Origin of the sequence: Kitasatospora sp. NPDC059648 (assembly GCF_042734825.1) — a bacterium.
Taxonomy (GTDB): Bacteria; Actinomycetota; Actinomycetes; order Streptomycetales; family Streptomycetaceae; genus Kitasatospora.
In genome coordinates, this window is the sequence record NZ_JBHWDU010000008.1 from 146,270 (window position 1) to 165,702 (window position 19,433).

Here is a 19,433-nt window from a genome sequence, read left to right on the forward strand (position 1 = left end):
GCTCCGTCTCGTTCCTCGGGGCGGGCATCCGGGCCGTGCTCTCCGCCGTTCGAGAGGAAGATCTACCAGTCCGTGCCCGGCGGCGCCACTGCCGGCTGCCCGGCCGGGGACCGTCCCGTCCCCGTCAGCCGGTGGCCCGGTCGTACAGGGCCTGGACCCGGTCCCCGAAGTAGCTGCTGTACGAGGTGCCCGGGCTGTTGCCGCCCTCCTGGTAGCCGCCGATGACGCCGACCACGGTGCCGGTCCTGGTGGCCGGGTCGAAGTCGGTGACCCACGGGCTGCCGCTGGTGCCGCCGGTGTAGTCGGGGCAGTCGATCCGCAGCTGGGTGGCGCTCTGCTCGGTCGTGGTGTTGGAGCAGGTGATCGGGACGTCGCTGCTGCCCGGGTAGCCGGTGATCCGCACCGGGACCTGGTAACCACGGTTGACGCCCAGCTGGTTGGCGCCGAGCACCTGCTGCACCTGCTGCCCGTTCTGGGCTTGGACGACCGCGAAGGCGACGTCCATGTCCGGGTCGGCGTGGTCCTTCCAGCCGTCGTCCACGGTGACGGACACCAGTGGCCACACGCCGCTCGGGGTGTCGCCGTTTCGGTAGCCGGGGACGAAGACCAGGTCGCTGCGCTGGCCGATCTTCGGGTCCCAGACGCAGTGGGCGGCGGTGACGATGAGGTTGAGCCCGGCGCTGTCCACCACGCTGGCGGTGCAGAAGTGGTCGCCGTTCGCGTTGCGGGTGAACACCGCGCCGACCAGGCCGTTGAGCACGGTGGGCTTGGCGGTGCGGGTGACCCCGGTGTGCCGGCCGACTGCCCCCCGGAAGCGCTGCTTGGTCCAGCCGTGGCCGTTCACCGTGCCGGTCGGCGGTGCCGAGGTGACCGTCGGGGCGATGCTGCCGGGCCGCGTCGCGGTGGTGCAGCCCGCCGCCGCGAGCGCCAGCACCAGGACCCCGACCGTCGCTGCCGTCCCACGCATCGTCACCAGCCCAGGCTGCCCTGCCGGACCCCTCGCCCGCCACCCGGGGTCCGCCGCCCGGAGAGGCCCGCGCACTTGGTCCCAGGTGCGCCCCCGGCGCGCACCACGGGTGATCGACCGGCTATGCTGCCCGGGACGGCCTCGCGGGGCCGTCTGCTGCTGCCGTGGCCGGGATCCGGCGCGCGCGGCGAACCGGGGCGGTAGCTCAGCCGGTTAGAGCAGGGGACTCATAATCCCTTGGTCGTGGGTTCGAGTCCCACCCGCCCCACCTCTCGACCAGATGGCTCATCAGAAAAGTACGCCATCTGACCTGCGAAAACAGTTCGGTGTTCGACCGAAACTGTAGGGCACGCGCTCGTCAGAACCCTCTTCGCCACGCCCGGAATCACCCGCTGGTGGGTGTCACGGGGAAGCCCTTCATCGAGGAGTCGAGCGAGTGCGGCGACCCCTGCGGGAGCTTCGCCGTCGCTTCGGCCGGCCCGAGTAGCCGCACGCCTCCGGTCACAGCAGGAGAACTTGCCGCTTTCACCGGATGCGCAGAGGTGTGTTCGGACCCCGGCGGTGTTTCGAGGACGGCCCGCGTCCCCATCCGCCGCAGCCGTTGACGGGTGAGGTGAGCAGAGGGAAGTGGCGCGTGGTGGTGAGCCCGCGAGTGCCCTGCGGTGCCCCGTCATCGTGACCCGCGGCCGTCGGTGGGCGTTGAGCCGGTCGACCACGCCGGCGGCGTCCGGCGCCCGGTCGGCTTCTCCGGCCCGTGCCGCGCCGGAATCCGCCCGCCCGTGGGCAGCGGCCCCGGAGCCGACCGGCGGCCGTCCCCCGCTCCCGCGGATGCCCCTTGCGCACGGATCACGTGCCGGCCCCTGGCGCCCTGTGCGAAAAAAGTGATATCACTTTGACAGCTCAAGCGGACACTCGCACTGGGGGACAGTCACATGACCACATCGCCCTTCGCCGTCGAGGACGGCCCTGCCATCGACCTTCCGGCTCCGAAGATCACCGAACGGGTCATCACCGGCGCCGCCGGGCTGCCGGTGCTCGGCGGCGCGCTGATCGGCCTGCTCGCCGGGTTCGGTGTGCTGATCGCCGGAGGGGTGCAGATCAGCGGCGGCAGCAGGGGGGTGGGGATTCCGCTGGTGGTCGTCGGGCCGCTGGTGGTGCTCGGGTCGCTGCTGCTGCTGTGCGGGCTGACGGTCGTCTCGCCCGGGCAGGCCCGGGTGGTCCAGCTGCTCGGCCGCTACCGCGGCACCATCCGCGCCGCCGGGCTGACCTGGGTGAACCCGTTCACCAGCCGCCGCCGGATCTCCACCCGGATCCGCAACCACGAGACCGAGACCACCAAGGTCAACGACGCGGACGGCAACCCGATCGAGATGGCCGCCGTGGTGGTCTGGCAGGTCGAGGACACCGCGATGGCGGTGTTCGAGGTGGACGACTACGTCGACTTCGTCGCCATCCAGACCGAGACGGCCGTACGGCACATCGCCACCAGCTACCCGTACGATGCCCACCACGAAGGGCAGTTGTCGCTGCGCGACGGTGCGGACGAGATCGCCCGCAAGCTCTCCGCCGAGATCGCCGCCCGGGTCGCCTCGGCCGGTGTGCGGGTCATCGAGTCCCGGATCACCCGGCTCGCCTACGCGCCCGAGGTCGCCCAGGTGATGCTCCAGCGGCAGCAGGCCGGGGCCGTGGTGGCCGCCCGGCGGCTGATCGTCGAGGGCGCCGTCGGTATGGTCGAGGAGGCGCTGGACCGGCTCGCCGAGCGGGACGTGGTGGAGTTGGACGAGGAGCGCAAGGCCGCCATGGTGAGCAACCTCCTGGTGGTGCTCTGCGGCGACCGGGGCACCCAGCCCGTCGTGAACACGGGCTCCCTCTACCAGTAAGGGCGTGGCGTTGGCGACGGAACGGAAGAAGCTCCTGCTGCGACTGGACCCTTCAGTTCACGACGCGCTGGCCAGGTGGGCCTCGGACGAACTGCGCAGCACCAACGCGCAGATCGAGTTCGTGCTCCGACGCGCCCTCGCCGACGCCGGCCGGATGCCCAGCGGCGCGGCCGGGCTTCCCCGGCGCGGCCGACCGCCCAAGGAGGGCCCGGAGGGCAGCGGTTCGGCTCAGGACTGACCGCAACCTCCGGGTCCCTGCCAAGAGATCTGCCGGATCGTCAGACCTTTCGGAGAACGAGATGGACCTGCCCGCCAACCTGCCCGAGAAGCTCTACCTGCTCGCCTGCGACCCGCGCCGCGAGCGGACCACCCGGCACTCCTCGCTCAACCTGCTGCTCCAGGCGGCGGCGCTGACCGAACTGCTGCGCCGGGGCCTGCTGTACGAGGAGGGCCGCAAGGCCGTCGCCAGGGTCCGCGGCGGCGCCGACGAGGCCGGCCTCGACCCGTACAGCGCCCGCCTGTTGGGCCGGATGAGGGCGACCCGGCCGCACGGCTGGAGCACCTGGGTCGGCCGCGCCAGGAGCACCGGGCCCGACCAGCCGGTCCGCTGGGTCCGGGCCGGCCTGGTGGACGCCGGCCGGATCACCCTGCGGCCGCACCGGGTGGCCGGACTGTTCCCGGTCACCCTGGTCACCCTGGACGACCCCGGGGTGCGCGAGGAACTGGCCGCCGTCGTCGCCGGAGCGCTGAAGGGGCCGCTCAGCCGGGTGGACCCGGCCGACGCGGCGCTTACCGCCCTGGTCGCGGCGGGCAGGCTGCGCTCCGTCCTGACCGCCCGGCAGTGCCGGGAGCACCGCGCCCGGATCGGGAAGCTGGCCCCCGCGGCCGGCCCGGTCCCGCGGGCCCTCGGCATGGCGCGTGCCCGGCAGATGGCGGGCCACGCGGCGGAGGCCGCGGCCATGGTGTGACGGGCCGTCCACGGGGGTGACGGCCCATCCCGGGGCAGCGGAGCCCGGTCGCCGGTCAGGCGGCCGGGCTCCCTGCCGTCGGGCGCGCCGTAAGCTGGCCGGGTGCTCGAACCCGCCCTGCTGCCGACCCCGCTGGTGGACTGCACCGACGAGGCCTTCGCCCGGGCCGGGGTGGAGCTGCGGCTCAAGCGGGACGACCTGCTGCACCCGAGCGTCCCCGGCAACAAGTGGCGCAAGCTCGCGCCCAACCTGGCCGCCGCCGTCGAGCAGGGCCACACCCGGCTGCTGACCCTCGGCGGGGCCTACTCGACCCACCTGCGGGCGGTCGCGGCCGCCGCCGCCGCGCTCGGGCTGGAGAGCGTCGGGCTGGTGCGCGGCGAGGAACTGGCCGACCGGCCGCGTAACTGGTCGCTGCGGGCCGCCGAGCAGGCCGGGATGCGCTTGGAGTTCCTCACCCGGGCCGCCTACCGGGAGGCCACCGGCCGGGCCGGCGCCGGGGACGGTGCGCAGCTGCAGCGCCGCTGGGGCCCCTGCCTGGTGCTGCCGGAGGGCGGCTCCAACGCCCTGGCCGCGATCGGGGCCGCCGCGATCCCGGCCGAACTCCCCGACCTGGACGGGCGCGACGTGGTCTGCTGCCCGGTCGGCACCGGCGGCACCCTGGCCGGCATCGCGGCGGGCCTGCCGCCGGGCGCGGGGGCGCTCGGGGTGGCGGTGCTGCGCGGGGGCGAGGGCTACCTGGAGGCGGAGGTCGCCCGGCTGCACCGGGCCGGCTTCGGGCGCGAGTTCGCCAACTGGCGGATCGACCACGCCCACCACGGCGGCGGCTACGGCAAGGTCCCGGCCGAACTGGCCGCCTTCGCGCGGGGGTTCGAGCGCCGCCACGGCATCCCGGTGGAGCACCGGTACGTCGCCAAGCTGCTCGCCGCCCTGGCCGACCTGGCCGGGGCGGGCGCCTTCCCGCGGGGCACCCGCCTGACGGCCGTGGTCACGGGCCTGCCGGACCCGGAGTAGGACGCCGCCCTACGACCCGAAGGTCAGGTCGGCGCACGGGTCGGTGTCGGCGCCCCGGGTGTTCTCCGCTATGCCGGTCGGGATCCCGCTGGGCACGGTGCTCGGCGTGCCGCCCGGGGTCGCCGAGGGCGAGGAGACCGAGTTCAGCTGGGTACCGGCCGCCTGGTAGTCGGCGCCGAGGGTGACGGTGACGGCGCCCGAGCCGGCCTCCTCGACCGTACGGGCGCCGGGGAACAGCGCCGCGACCTGGTCGGCGGTGGCCTTCAGCGCCGGGTCGTAGGAGACCTCGGTGTGCTGCTTGCCGGGGTGGTTGGCGCCCAGCACGACGTTCTGGAAGCCGCGCCCCTTGAGGGTCTCGGCGCCGGAGCCGGCCAGCCCGGCGGTGCCGACGCCGTTGACCACGGTGATCGGGGTCGCGGCCTGGTCCGGGGTGAGCGGCGCGTTCGCGCTGGGCGAGGCGGCGGCGGTGGCGGACGCCGCGGCGGTGGCCGCGCCGGTGCCGGAGGTGCTCCGCCCGTCCAGGGTGCGGTCCTCGCGCAGCAGCTTCCACAGGTCGTCGGCGTCCGGCTGGACCAGCCGCACCCGGTCACCGGCGAAGCGCCAGGGGGCGGTCACGAAGGTCACGTCGGAGAGCTTGATGTCCTCCATGGAGCGGGCGAAGTCGACCAGCTTCATCGCCGTGCCGAGCCCCTCGTCCACGGTGAGCGACTTGGTGGCGGCGTCGGCCAGCGGCAGCAGGGTGGGCAGCGAGAAGCCCTGGTCCTGGACCTTCTTGATCATCGAGGAGAGGAAGGCCTGCTGGCGCTTCATCCGGCCTATGTCGGAGTTGTCGCCGATGCCGTGGCGCGCCCGCAGGTAGTCCACCGCGGACTTCCCGGAGAGGTTCTGCATCCCCTTCTTGAGCTGTATGCCGTACTCGTTGACGTCGTTGGGCACGCAGGCCTCCACGCCGCCGATGGCTTCGGTCATCGCGGCGGCGCCCTTGAAGTCGACCACGATGGTGTGGTCGACGCGCAGCCCGGTGAGCTTCTCCACGGTGTTCTGGGTGCAGGCCGGGTTGCCCTTGGCCAGTTCGCCGAGGCTGAACGCCGAGTTGAACATCTGGTCGTTGCGCGGCTTGCTCCAGGTGCCGTCCGCCAGCTTGCAGGACGGGATGGTGACCAGGGTGTCGCGGGGGATGGAGACGCCGACGGCGTGCTTGTGGTCGGCGTAGACGTGCACCAGGATCGCGGTGTCCGAGTTGCCGACGCCCCCGTCGCCGCCGCCCAGCGAGTTGTTGCCGTCGTCCCGGGTGTCGGAGCCCAGCAGCAGCACGTTGACCGGCACCTGGGCACCCGGCCTGGCCGGGACGGGCGCCGGCGGACGCTCGGTGGCGACGCCGGCCGCGTCGAAGGTGGTGATGTTGCTGTCCAGCCGGTGGTAGAACCAGGCTCCGGCGCCCACGACCGACAGCACCAGAACGGCGGCCAGGCCGATGGCGGTCCGCAGGTAGCGGCGCCGGCGCGTGCTGCTGCTCATCCTCCGTGCCCCCCGTCTTCAGTTTCCAGCGTTCGAGTTTCGAACGTTAGACGTTCCGGAAGGCCGTTCGGTTACCTCCGGGCGGGAGGGGAATCGAGCTGCGGGGCTGTGATGCTGGTCACGCCCCCGGGCCGGAGGCGCCGGTGAGCATCCGGTGGAGCAGGTCCCGCAGTACCGTCCGCTCCTCCGGGCCGAGCGCGGCGAGCGGCTCGCGGGCGAAGTTGAGCGACTCGCGAAGCTCCTCGGAGGCGGCCGAGCCGGTCTCGGTGGCGGCGACCAGCTTGACCCGGCGGTCCTGCCGGTCGGCCTCCCGGGTGACGAAGCCGCGGGCTTCCAGCCGGTCGACGATGCCGGTGATGTTGGAGGGTTCGCAGCTGAGCGTCTGGGCGATGTGCCGCATCGGCAGCGGGCCGCGCCGCAGCAGGGCGAGCACCTTGGCCTGGGCGCCGGTGAGCGAGCGTGCGGCGGCGGCCTCCTCGTACTCGCGGTGGAAGAGCGCGACGAGGTTGGCCATCAGGTCGACGACCTCGCGGGTGATCTCGTCGGACTGCGGCGTGGCGACCTCGGTCGGCTGAGTGTCCATGCCCCAGAGTCTACCTGAAAAGTTGACAAGGTGAACCTTTCATGCCCATCGTTACTTCAGTTGCTCAACCTTTCACCTGCCGAAACCCCCTCCAAGGAGCACCTCCATGGCAGAGCAGGCCCTCCCCGCCACCGCCCGTGAATGGCACCTCGCCGCCCGCCCCCAGGGCTGGCCGGTGCCCGCCGACTTCGCCCTGGTCGAGGCCCCGGTCCGGACCCCCGGCCCGGGCGAGATCCTGGTCCGCAACACCCACCTCTCGGTGGACCCGTACATGCGCGGCCGGATGAACGACGTGAAGTCGTACGTGCCCCCGTTCCAGCTCGGCCAGGCCATGGACGGCGGCGCCGTCGGCTACGTGGTCGCCTCCGAGGCGGAGGGCTTCGCCCCGGGCGACGCCGTGCTGCACGGGCTCGGCTGGCGCGAGTACGCCACCCTGGACGCGAAGCACGCGATCAAGGTCGACCCGGAGGCCGCCCCGCTCTCCGCCTACCTCGGCGTGCTCGGCATGCCCGGTCTGACCGCCTATGCCGGGCTGCTCGCCGTCGGCGGCCTCAAGGAGGGCGACAAGGTCTTCGTCTCCGGCGCGGCCGGCGCGGTCGGTTCGCTGGTCGGCCAGATCGCCCGGCTCAAGGGCGCCTCGCTGGTGGTCGGTTCGGCCGGCTCGGCGGAGAAGGTCGCCAAGCTGGTGGACGAGTACGGCTTCGACGCCGCGTTCAACTACAAGGACGCCCCGGTCGCCGAACAGCTCGCCAAGGTCGCCCCGGAGGGCATCGACCTCTACTTCGACAACGTCGGCGGCGACCACCTGGAGGCCGCGATCGGAGCCCTCGGCGTGCACGGCCGGGCGGTCCTCTGCGGCGCGATCGCCCAGTACAACGAGACCACCGCGCCCGCCGCCCCGCGCAACCTGGCGATGGCGATCGGCAAGCGGCTGCGCCTGGAGGGCATGCTGGTGCGCGACCACGCCGCCCTCCAGCCGCAGTTCGTCACCGAGGTGGCCGGCTGGCTGAGGTCCGGCGAACTGCGCACCGAGGAGACCGTGGTGGACGGCTTCGAGAACGCCGCCCAGGCCTTCATCGACCTGCTGCGCGGGGTCAACACCGGCAAGATGGTCGTCCGCCTGAAGGACTGACCCTCCGTCAGGAGGCGCCAACCGCTCCGCCGCCCCGACCGGGCGCGGGGCGGTTCGCGTGCACGGCGCAGGGGAACCGGTCGCACTACCGCATTCCGGCCGGATCCGAAAGAGCGTCATCCATCCTGCCGCGCCAGGCGGTACGGTGGTCCCGCCTGGCGATGGGGCCGTTCGGGGGAGAGATCCGGCCGAGGGGTAGACCTCATTAAAGATTCGACTAGCATTGAGCGAAAGCCTGTCCGTTTTGCTCAATTTAGTAGCTTAATGTCGGCTAACGTGGGTAACTGCGGATCAACTGCAGGCACGAGGCAGCTGGGGAAGGCGACCCTCGTCCACAGCCTGGAGGTCCCGGTGACGACACGTGGAGTCCTGTACATCCACTCCGCGCCCCGCGCGCTGTGCCCGCACGTCGAGTGGGCCGTCGCGGGGGTGCTCGGTGTGCGGGTGAGCCTGGACTGGATCCGCCAGCCCGCCTCACCCGGGCACTGGCGTGCCGAGCTCTCCTGGCAGGGGGAGCCCGGCACCGCCTCGAAGCTCGCCTCCGCGCTGCGCGGCTGGCAGCTCATGCGGTACGAGGTAACCAGCGAGCCCTGCGCCGCGGCGGAGGGGGAGCGCTACAGCAGCACGCCCTCGCTCGGCATCTTCCACGCCGTCACGGGCATCCACGGCGACATCCTGATCCCCGAGGACCGGCTGCGGGCCGTCCTGCTGCGGGCCCGCAGCGAGGGAGCCGACCTGGAGGCCGAGATCTCCCGGCTGCTGGGCAAGCCCTGGGACGACGAGCTGGAGCCGTTCCGGTACGCGGGCGAGGGCGCCCCGGTGCGCTGGCTGCACCAGGTGGTCTGAACACCGGGCGGTTAGAACACCGGGCGGTCCGAAGGCCGACGGGTACGACGAAGGGGCCGGCGCTCACGGAGAGCGCCGGCCCCTTCGGTTCGGGCGTCAGCGGGTGCGGAAGGCCAGCACCACGTTGTGGCCGCCGAAGCCGAACGAGTTGTTCAGCGCGGCGATCCGGCCCTCGGGCAGCGGGGTCGCCTCGGTGACGATCTTCGCGTCCACCTCGTCGTCGAGCTCCTCGACGTTGATGGTCGGCGGGGCGACCCGGTGGTACAGCGCCTGCACGGTGGCGACGGTCTCGATGCCGCCGGCGCCGCCCAGCAGGTGGCCGGTCATCGACTTGGTGGCCGAGACCAGGATGTGGTCGAGGTCCTCGCCCAGCTCCTTGCGCAGCGCCTTCAGCTCGGCGGTGTCGCCCTGGGGGGTCGAGGTGGCGTGCGCGTTGACGTGCACGATCTCGGACTTGTCCAGCTCGTTGCGCTCGAACAGGTCGGCCAGCGCGCGGGCCACGCCGGCGCCGGTCGGCTCGGGCTGGGCGATGTGGTGGGCGTCCGAGGACAGGCCCTGGCCGACCGCCTCGCAGTAGATCCGGGCGCCCCGGGCCTCGGCGTGCTCCAGCGACTCCAGCACGACCACGCCGGCGCCCTCGCCCAGCACGAAGCCGTCGCGGGCCTTGTCGTACGGACGCGAGGCGCGCTCGGGGTCGTCGTTGTTCTTGGACATCGCCATCATGTTGGCGAACGCGGCGATCGGCAGCGGGTGGATGGCCGCCTCGGTGCCGCCGGCCACCACGACGTCGGCGCGGCCGCTGCGGATCATCTCGATCGCGTAGCCGATCGCCTCGGCGCCGGAGGCGCAGGCGGAGACGGGGGTGTGCACACCCGCGCGGGCGCCGACCTCCAGGCCGACGTTGGCCGCCGGGGAGTTGGGCATCAGCATCGGGACGGTGTGCGGGGACACCTTGCGGGCGCCCTTCTCCTTCAGCACGTCGTACTGGTCGAGGAGGGTGGTGACGCCGCCGATGCCGGAGGCGATCACGGCGCCCAGGCGCTCGGGGGCGAGCTTGGAGGACTCGTCGGTGGCCGGGGTCTCGAAGCCGGCGTCGGACCAGGCCTCGCGGGCGGCGATCAGCGCGAACTGCGCGGAGCGGTCCAGCCTCCGGGCCAGCGGGCGGGGCAGGATCTCGCCCGGCTCGACGGCGGTGCGCGCGGCGATCCGGACCGGCAGGTCCTGGGCCCACTCCTCGGTCAGGGCCGCCACCCCGGAGCGCCCGGCGACCAGGTTCTCCCAGGTCGTGGCGGCGTCGCCGCCCAGCGGCGTGAAGGCGCCGATACCCGTGACGACCACGGCTCGGTTTTCAGCGGTCACTGGTTTCTCTTCTTTCACGTTCGTGCGGGGTCGGCGGCGAGCCGAAGAAGGGCCCGGCCGGGCGCCCGGGTGGGGCGTCCCGGCCGGCGGGTCGGCCTGGCTCGGAGGAGCCGGACCGACGGGTCAGCCGTCCTAGGCGTGGCTCACGCCGGACGGACTGGCGACTCGAACGAGTCGATCGCTCAGGCGGCGTTGGTGAGGATGTAGTTCACCGCGTCGCCGACGGTCTTCAGGTTCTTGACCTCGTCGTCCGGGATCTTGACGTCGAAGCGCTCCTCGGCGGCCACGACGACCTCGACCATGGACAGCGAGTCGACGTCCAGGTCGTCGGTGAAGGACTTGTCCAGCTGGACGTCCTCGACCGGGATGCCGGCGATCTCGTTGACGATCTCGGCGAGACCTTCCTGGACCTCGTTCTGCGTAGCCATACTGGCTGCTCCTCTTCGGTGTTGAACGTGTCCGACCGTCGGTCGAACACGGGCTTGTGGATGGATGGGGCGAAACGCGCCTAGGGGAGCGTAACGACTGCCGCGGCGTAGACGAGACCCGCCCCGAACCCGATGATCAGCGCGAGGTCGCCGCTGTGGGCCTCGCCGGACTCCAGCATGCGCTCCATCGCCAGCGGGATGGAGGCGGCGGAGGTGTTGCCGGTCTCGGCGATGTCACGGGCGACCGGCACCGACTCCGGCAGCTTGAGCGCCTTGATCATGGCGTCGGTGATCCGCATGTTGGCCTGGTGCGGGATGAAGGCGCCGAGCTGGTCGGCGCCGATCCCGGCGGCGTCGAGCGCCTGCTGGGCCACCTTGGCCATCTCCCAGACCGCCCAGCGGAAGACCGGCTGGCCGTCCATCCGCAGGGCCGGCCACTTCTGCTCCTCGCCCTGGCCGTTGATCGCGTCGGGCTTGGCGAAGGCGGTGTCCCAGGCCTGGGTCTGGCTGATGACGTCGGCCTGCGAGCCGTCCGAGCCCCAGATCAGCTTGCCGATGCCCGGCGTGTCCGACGGGCCGACGATCGCGGCGCCGGCGCCGTCGCCGAAGATGAAGGCGGTCGAACGGTCCGACTTGTCGGTCAGGTCGCTGAGCCGCTCGACGCCGATCACCAGGACGTACTCGGCGTTGCCGCCGCGGACCATGCCGTCGGCCAGGCCGAGGCCGTAGCCGAAGCCGGCGCAGGCGGCCGAGATGTCGAAGGCCGGGGCGGTGCCGCAGCCGAGCCGCTGGGCGATCTCGGTGGCGATCGCGGGGGTCTGCTTGAGGTGCGAGACGGTCGAGACGATCACGCCGCCGATCTGCTCGGGGGCGATGCCCGCCTGGGCGATGGCCTTGCCGGCGGCCTGCACCGACATCTCGGCGACGCTCTCCTCCGGGCCCGCCCAGCGGCGCTCGGCGATCCCGCTGCGGGTGCGGATCCACTCGTCCGAGGAGTCGATCCACTCCAGCACCTCGGAGTTCGGGATGACCCGGACCGGGCGGTAGCCGCCGACACCGTGGATGCGGGAGTACTGCGCGCCGGTGGCGGGACGGATCTGCGGCTTGGTCATGCCTGCTCCTCCTGGTCCTGACCGCCGTGCTCGGCGACGAGCTCGCGGGCCTTGTCCAGATCGGCCGGGGTCTTCAGGGCGAGCGTGGCCACACCCTTGAGGTTGCGCTTGAGCAGCCCGGTGAGCGTGCCCGCGGGGGACAGCTCGATCACGGCGGTCGCGCCCAGCCGGCCGAGGGTCTCCATGCAGAGGTCCCAGCGGACCGGGTTGGAGACCTGCGACACCAGGCGCGCCAGCACCTCGGCGCCGGAGTCGACGACCCCGCCGTCCTTGTTGGAGACGTAGCGGACCTGCGGGTCGGCCACGGTCAGGCTCGGGGCCAGCGCGGCCAGCCGCTCGACGCCGGGAGCCATGTGCTCGGTGTGGAAGGCACCGGCGACCTTGAGGGCGATCAGCTTGGCACCGGCCGGCGGGTCCGCCTTCAGCGCCTCCAGCTGGGCCAGCGTGCCGGCCGCGACGATCTGGCCGCCGCCGTTGTTGTTGGCCGCGGTCAGGCCGTGCTCGGCCAGCTTCGCCGCGACGGCCTCCGGGTCGCCGCCGAGCACGGCGGTCATGCCGGTCTCGGTGACGGTGGCGGCCTCGGCCATGGCCCGGCCGCGCTCGCGGACGAAGGCCAGCGCGTCGTGGGCGCCGAGCACCCCGGCACCGGCCGCTGCGGTGATCTCGCCGACGCTGTGGCCGGCGACCGCGCCGACCAGCTTGCGGGCGTCCGCCTCGTCCGGGAACAGCTCACGGGCGGTCACCAGACCGGCCGCGACCAGCAGCGGCTGGGCGACGGCGGTGTCCTTGATCTCCTCGGCGGACGCCTCGGTGCCGGCGTGCACCAGGTCGAGCCCGGCGACCTCCGACCAGCCGCGCAGGCGGTCGGCGACACCGTCGAGCTCCAGCCAGGGGCTGAGGAAACCGGGGGACTGGGCACCCTGTCCAGGGGCGACGATTACGAGCACGGTTCAACCCTCTCTCGCCAGGCGCCCAGGGGCGGGTAGGCGACGGTAACGAAGAAAACCATCGGGGATTGTATGGTCCCTACACCCCGGCCCGGCCCGGCTCCACGGCGGAGGTCAGCCGACCGAGGGCCAGTGCGATCCGCAGGGTGAATGCCGAACGTACGTCGGAGGGGGCGTACCCCGTGACGTCGGTCACACGTCGCAGCCGGTAGCGCACCGTGTTGGGGTGCACGAAGAGCATCCGGGCCGCGCCCTCCAGCGAGGACGCCTGCTCCAGGTAGACGCTCAGCGTCTCCAGCAGGGCGGAGCCCGCCTCGTCCAGCGGTGTGTAGATCTCCTCCACCAGCTGACGGCGGGCGGCCTGGTCCCCGGCCAGTGCCCGTTCGGGCAGCAGGTCGTCGGCGAGCACCGGGCGCGGGGCGTCCGGCCAGGCCGCGCAGGCGCGCAGGCCGGCCGCGGCGGCGTGCGCCGAGCGGGTCGCCGAGAGCAGGTCCGGCACGGTCGGGCCGATCACCACCGGGCCCGGTGCGAACTGGCCGATCAGCGCCCGGGCGGCGTGCACCGGCTCCTTGTCGCCGCCGACCACGACCACCAGGCGCTTGCCCAGCACCCCGGTCAGCACGTTCAGCTTGGCGTACCGGGCGGCCCGGCGGATCGCCTCGACCACCAGCTCGCTGTCGCCGTCGGGGGCGCTGCCCATCACCACCCGCACCTGGCTGGGCTGCCCCCAGCCGAGCGCGGCGGCGCGGGACAGCACGCCCTCGTCGGCGTCACCGGACAGCAGGGAGTTGACCACCAGCGCTTCCAGCCGGGCGTCCCAGGCGCCGCGCGCCTCGGCCGCCTGGGCGTACACCTGGGCGGTGGCGAAGGCGATCTCCCGGGCGTACACCAGCACGGACTCGCGCATGTCCGCCTCGTCGCCGGGCGCGGCCACCTCCTCGATGGCCTCCTCCATCACCTCGATCGTGGTGCGGATCAGCTCGACGGTCTGGCGCAGCGTGATCGCCCTGGTCAGCTCGCGCGGGGCGGTGCCGAAGACGTCGGTGGAGATCGCCCGGGCGGCCTCGGGGTGGCGGTACCACTCGGTGAAGGCGGCGATGCCGGCCTGGGCGACCAGGCCGATCCAGGAGCGGTGCTCCGGCGGCATCCGCCGGTACCAGCCGAGCTGGTCGTCCATCCGTGAGATCGCGGCGGTGGCCAGCTTTCCCGAGGACTTCTCCAGCCGCTTGAGGGTCGCCGCCCGGCGCTCGGCCCGCTCGGCGGCGTTTCTGCGCTCCTGCGCCGTCAGGCGGGGCGCCGGGCGTCCGGGGCGGTCGCGGCCGGCCCGGGGAGCGGGGCTCTTCCCGGTGGGTTCGGCTGCGGGACTGGGTTCGCTCTTGGAGTTCGAGGAAGCGGCTGGCACAAGGACAAGACTGCCTCACGCGAGTGACTGCTCGTGCACACCCCCGGCGCAGGGGCGCGGTGGCCCCGGTCACACCGGTTACGGTGTGGAGCGTGACCGACGCCCCTGACCGCCCCCGCGCCGACCTGCGCCGCACCGCCGAGCGCTACCGCTCAACGCCCGCCGAGGGCGTCGAGACCCGACACGCGTTCTCCTTCTCCGGCCACTACGACCCGAAGAACACCCACTTCGGCGCGCTGCTCGCGTGCAACGAGGAACTCCTCGTCCCCGGCGCCGGGTTCGAGGAGCACAAGCACCGGGACACCGAGATCCTCACCTGGGTGCTGGAGGGCGCGCTGGCCCACCGGGACTCGCACGGGCACAGCGGCGTGGTGCGCCCGGGCATGATCCAGCACCTCAGCGCGGGCTCCGGGGTCACCCACACCGAGCGCAACCTCGGCGGCGCCACCGGGCCGGTGCGCTTCGTCCAGATGTGGCTGCAGCCGGACGAGTTCGACGCCGCCCCCAGGTACGGGCTGCGCAAGGTGGAACCGGCGGACGGCGGGTTGACGCTGCTGGCCTCCGGGCTGGAGCGGGACGCCGGGACGGACGCCCTGCGGCTGCGCCGCCGCGACGCCGCGCTGTGGCTGGCCACCGCCGGCCCGTGGCAGCCGCTGCCGCAGCTGCCGGGCGCGCCCTGGCGGTACGCGCACCTGACGGCCGGCTCGCTCGGGTACCGGACGGTCCCCGGGCCCAAGGGCGGCGGCCGTTCGATGGGTCCCGGCGACAGCGTGCGGATCACCGGGGAGGCCTTCGCCGACCCGACGGCGGGCGAGATCGGCGCCGAACTCCTGCTCTGGGAGATGCACTCGCCGGTCTCGTACGGCTAGGGCGGGGCCGACCGTTCGCGTCGGATCGACAACGCGGCGAGGTGCGTGCCCCGGCGTGGTGCGCCCGGCGGGATCGTCGGGCAGGCCCCGGGGCCTCAGCCCTGGGCGAGCTCGGCCAGGACGGCGTCGGACAGCGGCGGCCAGGCGTCGACCGACCAGGGGCCGAAGTCCCGGTCGGTGAGTGCGATGCAGGCCACGCCGGCCTGTGGGTCGACCCAGAGGAAGGTGCCGGACTGGCCGAAGTGGCCGAAGGTCCCGGGGGAGTTGGCGGTGCCGGTCCAGTGCGGGCTCTTGCCGTCGCGGATCTCGAAGCCGAGGCCCCAGTCGTTCGGGCGCTGGTGGCCGAAGCCGGGCAGTACGCCGCCGGTGCCCGGGAAGGCGACCTCGCGGGTGGCCCGGCGGACGGTCGACGGGTCCAGCAGCTTCGGGGACTGGAGTTCGGCGGCGAACCGGGTGAGGTCGGCCACCGTGGACAGGCCGCCGGCGCCGGCCGGGGACTTGCTCGCGGTGTTGATCAGGGTGTCGTGCATGCCCAGCGGTTCGAACACGGCCTCGGCCACGTACTGGTGGAAGGCGATCCCGGCGGCCTCGGCCAGGGTGTGGGCGAGCACGTCGAAGCCGGCGTTGGAGTAGAGCCGGCGGCCGCCGGGCCCGGCGAACACCCGGTGCTCGTCGAAGCCCAGGCCGGAGGTGTGGGCAAGCAGGTGGCGGACGGTCGAGCCGGGCGGGCCGGCCGGGTCGTCCAGCTCGAACACCCCCTCCTCCACGGCGACCAGTGCCGCGTAGGAGGTGAGCAGCTTGGTCACCGAGGCGAGCGGGAAGAGGTGCTGCTGGGGCCCGTGGGCGCCCAGCACCGCGCCGTCCGACCCCCGGACGACCGCCGCGGCGGCGTGGGGCACGGGCCAGTTCTCGATCATCCGCAAGCTCTCCATGCGGTCGATGCTAGCCGGGGCCCGCAGGCGGGTGGTGGGGCCACCCGGGTGTGCGGCTTGCTTGGAGTGCACTCCAACTCGGTAGCGTCGTGGTCGTCACAGGACAGGGGGAATCGATCATGGCCGCACCCGCGCGTGCCCAGGCCGATCTGCGCAGCTGCACGGAAGTGTTCAACCACCCGGTCGGCGACCCGGACCGCACGGCACGGCACACCATCAGCGAGGTCGCGGCGGCCAGCGGGCTGACCGCCCACACCCTGCGCTGGTACGAGCGGATCGGCCTGCTCGACCCGGTCGACCGCGCGGTCGGCGGCCAGCGCCGCTACAGCGACGGCGACCTGCACCGGCTGGCCTTCCTGGGCCGGTTGCGGCTGACCGGGATGTCGGTGGCGGACATGCTCAAGTACGTCGACATGGTCCGCCGCGGCGAACAGACCTACGTCGAGCGCCGACAGCTGCTGGAGGCGCAGCGCGAGGAGGTCCGGCAGAGGATCGTCGACCTCCAGGCCACCCTGTCCGTCCTCGACCACAAGATCGATCTCTACGCCGGGATGATCGCCGATGCCACCGGTGCCCCGGTCCAATGCCAGTACTACCGAGCAGAGGAAGAGCAGAGCGCATGACCCACCCCCTCCTTCCCACCGCCCCCCTCGGCACCGACGGCCCGCTGGTGGGCGTCCAGGGCCTCGGCTGCATGGGCATGAGCGAGTTCTACGGCCCGACCGACTCGGACGAGGCGCTCGCCACGCTGGACGCGGCCCTGGCGGCCGGCGTCACGCTGTTCGACACCGCGGACATGTACGGTGCCGGCCGCAACGAGGAGTTCATCGGCCCGTTCGTCCGGGCCAACCGGGACAAGGTGGTGCTCGCCACCAAGTTCGCCATCGAGCGCGACCCGGCCGATCCGACCAAGCGCGCCATCCGCAACGACCCGGAGTACATCCGCACCGCCGTGGAGGGCTCGCTGCGCCGCCTGGGCGTGGACGTCATCGACCTGTACTACATGCACCGCCGCAACCCGGACGTGCCGCTGGCCGAATCGGTCGGCGCCATGGCCGAGTTGGTCCAGGCCGGCAAGGTGCGCCACCTCGGCCTGTCCGAGGTGACCGGGGCCGAGCTGCGCGAGGCGCACGCCGTCCACCCGATCGCCGCGGTGCAGTCCGAGTGGTCGGTGTTCGCCCGTGACGTCGAGCGCTCGGCGGTGCCGGCCGCGGCCGAGCTGGGCGTCGCGTTCGTGCCGTACTCGCCGCTCGGACGCGGCTTCCTGACCGGCGCCTTCCAGGACGCCGCGACGCTGGCGGCGGACGACTTCCGCCGCACCCACCCGCGGTACACGGGTGAGAACGCCGTCGCCAACGGTGAACTGCTCACCCCGATGCGGAAGATCGCCGAGGCCCACGAGGCGACGCTCGCCCAGGTCGCGCTGGCCTGGGTGCACCAGCGGGCCGAGGTGCACGGGCTGACCGTGGTGCCGATCCCGGGCACCCGCAAGCGCAGCCGGCTGGCCGAGAACACCGCGGCGGCGACCCTGCGGCTGAGCGCGGAGGAGCTGGCGCTGCTGGAGACGCTGGCCGGTCAGGTGGCGGGGGACCGCTACGCGGACATGCGCAACACCTCGGTCGGGCGGGAATAGCGCCCGCGGGGTCCGGGGGCGGCGACTCCCCGGACCCCACGGCCCCGGCCGCTCAGGCCTTGCGGCCCATCCAGGCGGCGAGCCGGGTGTGGACGTCGGCGTCCTCGGCGACCGGCTGCACCGGGCCGAACGGGACGCCCTCGACCCGGCTCTCCGGCGGCAGGACCAGCTCGGCGACGGCCAGCGCGGTGCGGGCCACCTCGTCGTCGAGCACGAAGCCGTCGTCGAGGGCGGTGGCGATGTCCCAGCAGTGGGTGGCGAGCTCCATCACGTAGCCGCCGACCGCGATCGCTCCGGGCACCTCGCCCCAGGGGGCGAAGGTCGGGCGGCCCAGCTTGCTGTCGTCGGCCCAGGCGGCGGTCACCCGGGCGCGGGCCCGGTCCAGCACGACCGTCCAGCCGTCGTCCGACGGGTCGTCGATGGCGGCCACGACGTCCTGGGCGTGACCGCCCTCGCCCATGTACGCGAAGCGGTGGATGCCGCCGATCACGTGGTTCAGCAGCTGACGCAGCGTGTACTCCTCGCAGGGAGTGGGCCGGTCGAGGTCGGCCGGGGTGATGGTGGCGAACAGCCGGTCCAGCTGGGCGAGGGCGGTCTGGTACTGCGGGCGGGCGTCCTGGACGGCGCTCATGTGTGTTCGGCTCCCTTGTGCGGTGCGGTGGTTCGGGCCGCCCTTGCGGGCTCGGAACGCAATCTCCCAGTAAAACCTGACAACGGCCGTCAGGATTGTTGGGATCCTGGTGTCATGAAGGCCGACCGCCTGCTCTCGATCCTGCTCCTGCTCCAGACCCGCGGCCGGGTGCCCGCCACCGAACTGGCCGAACGGCTGGAGGTGTCCGTCCGCACCATCTACCGGGACGTCGAGTCGCTCTCCGCCGCCGGGGTGCCGGTGTTCACCGAACGCGGCCGGCACGGCGGCGTCAACCTGCTGCCCGGCTACCGCACCGACGTCACCGGGCTGACCGCCGACGAGGCCCGGGCGCTCTTCGTGCTCTCCGCCCGGGGCGCGCACAGCGACCTCGGGCTGGACGGCGCGCTCGGCTCGGCGCTGCGCAAGGTGATGGCGGCGCTGCCCGCCCCGCACCGCCCGGCCGCCGAGCGGGTCAGCGAGCGCATCCTGGTCGACCCGGCCCGCTGGATGCAGAGCTCCCAGGCGGGCGCCGCCGACGGCCCGGACCTGGGTGAGCTGCAGTACGCCGTGTTCGCCGACCGGCGGCTGCGGCTGCGCTACCGGCACAGCGGCACGCCCGCGCCGGTGGAGTACACCGTCGACCCGTACGGCCTGGTGAACAAGGCCGCGGTCTGGTACCTGGTGGCCGATCTGCACGGCGAGCCGCGGCTGTTCCGGGCCGACCGGGTGCTGACCGCCGAGACCACCGAGGAGACGGTGCGCCGCCGGGCCGGGGTGGCGCTCGGCGAGGCGTGGGCGGCGCTGCGCGAGCAGGTGGAGCGGCTGCCGAAGGACGTACCGGCCCGGGTGCGGGTCCGGCGCGGGCGGCTGGACATGTTCCTGCGCATCCACGGCGGCCGGGTCACGGCACCGCCGCCGGACTCGGGGGCCGGTCCGGCCGAGGAGTGGGTGGAGCTGGCGCTGGCCTTCCCGGCCCCGGCGGCCGTCCGCTCCCTGCTGGCCTTCGGCGCGGACGTCGAGGTGCTGGCCCCGGCGGCCGCCCGGCGCGAGCTGGCCCGGGCGGCGGCGGAGGCCCTGCGGCTCTACCAGGACGAGGTGTTGCCCTGACCGGGGCTAGGAGCAATGCCAGTGACTTTGTCCTCCGATCCTCGTTGGTTGTGGTGTGGCGAGGGTGGGGCAGGTCAAGTCGCCTGCGGGTGAGCGGTTGTCGGATCG

20 protein-coding genes and 1 tRNA gene are annotated in these 19,433 nt (G+C 73.1%); 11 read left to right on the forward strand and 10 right to left on the reverse strand.

The annotated features are described in order from the left end of the window. Positions 1 to 124: 124 nt before the first annotated feature. Positions 125 to 967, reverse strand: coding sequence for a trypsin-like serine peptidase (locus ACFV1W_RS08075; protein WP_380414222.1), 843 nt, complete (start codon positions 965 to 967; stop codon positions 125 to 127). A 194-nt stretch (positions 968 to 1,161) separates the two neighbouring features. Here ACFV1W_RS08075 and ACFV1W_RS08080 point away from each other — a divergent pair. The 5 genes from ACFV1W_RS08080 (at position 1,162) to ACFV1W_RS08100 (ending at position 4,826) form a co-directional block, all read left to right on the forward strand. Continuing rightward, positions 1,162 to 1,235: transfer RNA gene (locus ACFV1W_RS08080), tRNA-Ile, on the forward strand. A 664-nt stretch (positions 1,236 to 1,899) separates the two neighbouring features. Then, positions 1,900 to 2,847, forward strand: coding sequence for an SPFH domain-containing protein (locus ACFV1W_RS08085; protein ID WP_380414184.1), 948 nt, complete (start codon positions 1,900 to 1,902; stop codon positions 2,845 to 2,847). Positions 2,848 to 2,851: 4 nt separating this feature from the next. Next, positions 2,852 to 3,085, forward strand: coding sequence for a hypothetical protein (locus ACFV1W_RS08090; RefSeq protein ID WP_380414186.1), 234 nt, complete (start codon positions 2,852 to 2,854; stop codon positions 3,083 to 3,085). Positions 3,086 to 3,146: 61 nt separating this feature from the next. Then, positions 3,147 to 3,815, forward strand: a complete 669-nt coding sequence (locus ACFV1W_RS08095) for a GPP34 family phosphoprotein (protein WP_380414188.1) — start codon at positions 3,147 to 3,149, stop codon at positions 3,813 to 3,815. A 102-nt stretch (positions 3,816 to 3,917) separates the two neighbouring features. After that, positions 3,918 to 4,826 carry a 1-aminocyclopropane-1-carboxylate deaminase/D-cysteine desulfhydrase gene (locus tag ACFV1W_RS08100; protein ID WP_380414190.1) on the forward strand — a complete coding sequence of 303 codons (909 nt, stop codon included), beginning with the start codon at positions 3,918 to 3,920 and terminating at the stop codon, positions 4,824 to 4,826. Positions 4,827 to 4,835: 9 nt separating this feature from the next. Here the strand turns inward: ACFV1W_RS08100 and ACFV1W_RS08105 are convergent, their stop codons facing one another. Both ACFV1W_RS08105 and ACFV1W_RS08110 read right to left on the reverse strand, forming a co-directional pair. Continuing rightward, on the reverse strand, positions 4,836 to 6,344 hold the full coding sequence (locus ACFV1W_RS08105; RefSeq protein ID WP_380414192.1) for an LCP family protein: 1,509 nt from the start codon (positions 6,342 to 6,344) through the stop codon (positions 4,836 to 4,838). Between the two features lie 118 nt (positions 6,345 to 6,462). Further along, entirely contained in the window at positions 6,463 to 6,927 is a 465-nt protein-coding gene (locus ACFV1W_RS08110) for a MarR family winged helix-turn-helix transcriptional regulator (protein WP_380414194.1), read from the reverse strand. Between the two features lie 106 nt (positions 6,928 to 7,033). Between ACFV1W_RS08110 and ACFV1W_RS08115 the strand changes: the two genes are divergently transcribed. Further along, positions 7,034 to 8,059: an NADP-dependent oxidoreductase gene (locus ACFV1W_RS08115; RefSeq protein ID WP_380414196.1), complete on the forward strand. Its 1,026-nt coding sequence runs from the start codon at positions 7,034 to 7,036 to the stop codon at positions 8,057 to 8,059. A 351-nt stretch (positions 8,060 to 8,410) separates the two neighbouring features. Next, positions 8,411 to 8,905, forward strand: coding sequence for a DUF3145 domain-containing protein (locus ACFV1W_RS08120; RefSeq protein ID WP_380414198.1), 495 nt, complete (start codon positions 8,411 to 8,413; stop codon positions 8,903 to 8,905). Positions 8,906 to 9,001: 96 nt separating this feature from the next. Here the strand turns inward: ACFV1W_RS08120 and fabF are convergent, their stop codons facing one another. From fabF to ACFV1W_RS08145, 5 genes are all read right to left on the reverse strand, one after another. After that, positions 9,002 to 10,264 (reverse strand): beta-ketoacyl-ACP synthase II, encoded by a 1,263-nt coding sequence (fabF, locus tag ACFV1W_RS08125; RefSeq protein WP_380414200.1) that lies wholly within the window; start codon positions 10,262 to 10,264, stop codon positions 9,002 to 9,004. Between the two features lie 182 nt (positions 10,265 to 10,446). After that, positions 10,447 to 10,692, reverse strand: a complete 246-nt coding sequence (locus ACFV1W_RS08130; RefSeq protein ID WP_030287575.1) for an acyl carrier protein — start codon at positions 10,690 to 10,692, stop codon at positions 10,447 to 10,449. 80 nt (positions 10,693 to 10,772) lie between these two features. After that, entirely contained in the window at positions 10,773 to 11,804 is a 1,032-nt protein-coding gene (locus ACFV1W_RS08135) for a beta-ketoacyl-ACP synthase III (RefSeq protein WP_380414203.1), read from the reverse strand. Next, complete coding sequence (locus ACFV1W_RS08140; protein WP_380414205.1) at positions 11,801 to 12,751, reverse strand: ACP S-malonyltransferase; 951 nt, start codon at positions 12,749 to 12,751, stop codon at positions 11,801 to 11,803. Before ACFV1W_RS08140 ends, ACFV1W_RS08135 begins: the two co-directional genes overlap by 4 nt. A 79-nt stretch (positions 12,752 to 12,830) precedes the next feature. After that, the gene (locus ACFV1W_RS08145; RefSeq protein ID WP_380414223.1) at positions 12,831 to 14,039 is read right to left on the reverse strand and encodes a PucR family transcriptional regulator; all 1,209 of its coding nucleotides are present in this window, start codon (positions 14,037 to 14,039) and stop codon (positions 12,831 to 12,833) included. Positions 14,040 to 14,245: 206 nt separating this feature from the next. On the opposite strand from ACFV1W_RS08145, the gene ACFV1W_RS08150 reads away from it, so the two are divergent. Next, positions 14,246 to 15,022 (forward strand): pirin family protein, encoded by a 777-nt coding sequence (locus tag ACFV1W_RS08150; RefSeq protein WP_380414207.1) that lies wholly within the window; start codon positions 14,246 to 14,248, stop codon positions 15,020 to 15,022. A 95-nt stretch (positions 15,023 to 15,117) separates the two neighbouring features. On the opposite strand, the gene ACFV1W_RS08155 is transcribed toward ACFV1W_RS08150, so the two are convergent. Then, entirely contained in the window at positions 15,118 to 15,954 is an 837-nt protein-coding gene (locus ACFV1W_RS08155; protein ID WP_380414209.1) for a serine hydrolase domain-containing protein, read from the reverse strand. A 119-nt stretch (positions 15,955 to 16,073) separates the two neighbouring features. On the opposite strand from ACFV1W_RS08155, the gene ACFV1W_RS08160 reads away from it, so the two are divergent. Next, complete coding sequence (locus ACFV1W_RS08160; RefSeq protein WP_380414211.1) at positions 16,074 to 16,577, forward strand: MerR family transcriptional regulator; 504 nt, start codon at positions 16,074 to 16,076, stop codon at positions 16,575 to 16,577. After that, positions 16,574 to 17,587 carry an aldo/keto reductase gene (locus tag ACFV1W_RS08165; protein ID WP_380414213.1) on the forward strand — a complete coding sequence of 338 codons (1,014 nt, stop codon included), beginning with the start codon at positions 16,574 to 16,576 and terminating at the stop codon, positions 17,585 to 17,587. The genes ACFV1W_RS08160 and ACFV1W_RS08165 overlap by 4 nt, the downstream gene beginning before the upstream one ends. 52 nt (positions 17,588 to 17,639) lie before the next feature. Here ACFV1W_RS08165 and ACFV1W_RS08170 read toward each other — a convergent pair whose 3' ends face one another. Continuing rightward, the gene (locus tag ACFV1W_RS08170; RefSeq protein ID WP_380414215.1) at positions 17,640 to 18,218 is read right to left on the reverse strand and encodes a TIGR03086 family metal-binding protein; all 579 of its coding nucleotides are present in this window, start codon (positions 18,216 to 18,218) and stop codon (positions 17,640 to 17,642) included. A 114-nt stretch (positions 18,219 to 18,332) separates the two neighbouring features. Between ACFV1W_RS08170 and ACFV1W_RS08175 the strand changes: the two genes are divergently transcribed. After that, positions 18,333 to 19,325, forward strand: coding sequence for a helix-turn-helix transcriptional regulator (locus ACFV1W_RS08175; protein ID WP_380414216.1), 993 nt, complete (start codon positions 18,333 to 18,335; stop codon positions 19,323 to 19,325). Positions 19,326 to 19,433 lie beyond the last annotated feature (108 nt).